Raw genomic sequence first — 2,838 nt, forward strand, 5'->3', positions numbered from 1 at the left:
GCATTCAACTTGAACGGATTCAACTTCAACCAATCGATTTCTGACAGCCAAGGACGAGTAGTACCAAGCTGGGCAGACGTAATCAACCGCGCAAACTTGGGAATGGAAGTAATGCACGAGCGCAACGCTCACAACTTCCCCTTAGATTTGGCAGCAGTTGAAGTAGCACCAGTAGCAATGTCTGCTCCTGCTATCAACGGTTAATTTCTAGCCTAGTCTTCTCTAAACAAAAAAGCCTCTCCGCAAGGAGGGGCTTTTTTGGTATCTGCTCAAAAACTGGTTGCGTAAGTTTAAATTGTCGATTGGCGCATCCCATCCAAATGTTTAAGGTTCATTTCCACACCTGAGATCGGCGATCTCATCGTTATCAGGCTTTTCTCGATAGCAATGGTGAGCTTCATCATTGATTATTAAAAGATTATTAAAAGATTATTAAAACATTTTCCATACCCATCAAGTTGGGGATAACCCTTTGCATCTCTGATGTCATTTGAGCGATGCAACTATTTAGAGATGGGATGAGAGAGGGCATGGGCTATTTTTTGTTTTTCTACAACGGACGAGGGCAGTAAATAATTGCTATTCTTTTCAAGTTTTACCTCTGTCTCCATAATAAGTATTAAGGGAAAATCAGTCATGTCACAACCCCAAAACCTTTTTAACGATCCATCGGTAACTGTTGTAATTTCAAGACGGGTTAAGCCAGAATGTAAAGCCGAATTTGAATTGTTTTTGTCGGGCATCACTACTGCCTGTGAAAAATTTGATGGTCATTTGGGTAGTAACATTTTCCCTCCTGTAAATTCTGATGATCCAGAGTATCGCATCATTCTTAAATTTGATCGTCTCAGCAATCTTCGTAATTGGGAGGCATCGCCAGAACGTAAGTACTGGTTTAATATAGCCGAACCGCTCACTGTCAGTCCGCCCCAGATTCAGGTGTTAACTGGTTTAGAAACTTGGTTTACCCTTGCTGGTAACACATCAATTACACCTCCGCCTCGCTACAAAATGACTGTGGTTACTTGGTTGGCTGTATTCCCACTAATTACTTTTATTTCTCTAATTCTTAAACAGCAATTATTAAACTTGCCTTTAGTATTTCGTGTGGCAATTGTTACCGCGATCGCTGTTCCGACAATGACCTATCTGCTCATGCCACAAATGACTAAGTTATTCTCAGGCTGGCTCTACCCTGCATTAGATATTGCATCGCCAATAACCGATACTCCTACAAAGATATTAGAAAGTTCGGAACTTTCACAACCACTACCTGAACTGAAGTCTGCTGTTGAGGAGACTGAATTTATAGTTAGTCAAATACTTTGATTATTTAGTAATTTTTGCAGCTAATCCAAACACTAAGCGATCGCGCAAAGCATCGTCAAACTTGGGACTTTGTAAAGCTACCTCATTTACTTACTCATTGTCTGTTGATGATTAACGTAGGTGCGTAGGACGTTGTTAATGGTTGATTGATAGCCTTTGCCTTGGCTTTTGAACCATTCAAGAATGTCACTGTCTAGACGAATAGATACGGCTTGTTTGGTTATTGGCTTTACTATCTTGGCGTTTGCCCAAAAGTGATCATCTAGTTCTGGGATGTCTGAGGTATCAATTTCTTCATCGGGTATATTTTGAAGTTCTTCAAGACGTTTGCGTGAGATATTCATAGTATTTTCTCCTTTCTTGTTAGCCTTAAACCTTTGCCATGAGGGAGTTAAGCAGGTTGGTCTGTTTGCTCTCTGCTGCGTCAATTTGTTTTTCTAGCTCGTCGCAAAGGGTCATGAGTTGATCGATTTTGGCTACGATGCGATGTTGTTCGGCGAGGGGAGGAAGACCAACAATAGTTTCACCAATAATTTCTGTATTTAGATTTGGCTGTCCTTGACCTCTTGATGCTTCATGTAAAAAATAATACGTTTTTGATGAAAGAAAATAATAGAAAAAAGGTTTATATAATTCCGTATTCATAAAAATAAATGCTGCAATTCCGTCATTAAACGTTGTTTGAAAAGTGCATATTTTAGGGACTCCAAGTGTAGCACCACTATTCGTTAACATTAATGTATCTGGTGGAACCATTCGAGTTTTGTGTAAACCAGCTTCCTTAATTGAGTATGTGTACTTAGATAGATACATTTCATTTTCTGCCGTTAAATCAGCAACTTTTAGAAATGGTATATGACCATCATAAAATCTTGGATCTCCTGCGGGTCTTGGAGAGCCACCTCGAACTATATTAGTAATCTGTCCTAATCTCACACATTCCCAACTCTTCGGTAAATTGTAGGGAATTTCATCAGGTTTAATTTCTGGCAACGGTTTAGAAGCTTTGATTTTTCCTTCTTTGATTAGTTTTTGTTTCTCTTTTTCAATGTCCTTTAACAACTCACTAGCAGGCTGATCGCTAGGATCTTGGGGGACTAGCTTACCCATCACAGCGAGTTGGAGTATAGCTTTGCGTAGTTCCGCTACATTTTCTTTGACCGAATAAAGCTCGCTGAAATGTTGGGTGATGAAATGCCATGAGGTTTGGAAATCGCTGTGATCTTTGGCAGTTAATAAGCGATTTAGGGCAGATTTGTGGACAGTGATTTGTTTGCGATCGCGTTCTATTTTTAATTTTTCCAGTTCATCACATCGAGCCATCAGTTCATCAATCTTGGCAACAATTCGGCGTTGTTCTGCAAGTGGTGGAAGTGGGATCTGTAAATTATTTAATGATGTTGAATTGCTGACGGGGCGACAAAAGATATGGGAAGTATGAGTAGATGGGGATTTGAGGATTTAAGATAAAAAAGATAGGTCAAGTCATAGTAAGTATGACCTATCTAG

Annotated in this window: 2 protein-coding genes and 2 pseudogenes; 2 read left to right on the top strand and 2 right to left on the bottom strand. The window is 39.7% G+C overall.

Features of this window, described 5'->3' with window-relative positions:
• Positions 1–204: pseudogene (locus H6F44_RS22505) on the top strand (photosystem II q(b) protein); the annotation flags it as partial.
• A 432-nt stretch (positions 205–636) separates the two neighbouring features.
• Positions 637–1,329: a hypothetical protein gene (locus H6F44_RS22510; protein WP_190353316.1), complete on the top strand. Its 693-nt coding sequence runs from the start codon at positions 637–639 to the stop codon at positions 1,327–1,329.
• 86 nt (positions 1,330–1,415) lie between these two features.
• Here H6F44_RS22510 and H6F44_RS22515 read toward each other — a convergent pair whose 3' ends face one another.
• Positions 1,416–1,673, bottom strand: a complete 258-nt coding sequence (locus H6F44_RS22515; RefSeq protein WP_190353317.1) for a BrnA antitoxin family protein — start codon at positions 1,671–1,673, stop codon at positions 1,416–1,418.
• A 25-nt stretch (positions 1,674–1,698) separates the two neighbouring features.
• A pseudogene (locus H6F44_RS22520) lies at positions 1,699–2,706 on the bottom strand (restriction endonuclease subunit S); the annotation flags it as partial.
• Positions 2,707–2,838: the final 132 nt, after the last annotated feature.

It is taken from the genome of Pseudanabaena cinerea FACHB-1277 (assembly GCF_014696345.1).
GTDB lineage: Bacteria > Cyanobacteriota > Cyanobacteriia > Pseudanabaenales > Pseudanabaenaceae > Pseudanabaena > Pseudanabaena cinerea.

Excerpts from the sequence above, each read along its gene's own strand:
- H6F44_RS22510 (WP_190353316.1), top strand. The coding sequence starts at position 637 with ATGTCACAACCCCAAAACCTTTTTAACGATCCATCGGTAACTGTTGTA.
- H6F44_RS22515 (WP_190353317.1), bottom strand. The coding sequence starts at position 1,673 with ATGAATATCTCACGCAAACGTCTTGAAGAACTTCAAAATATACCCGAT.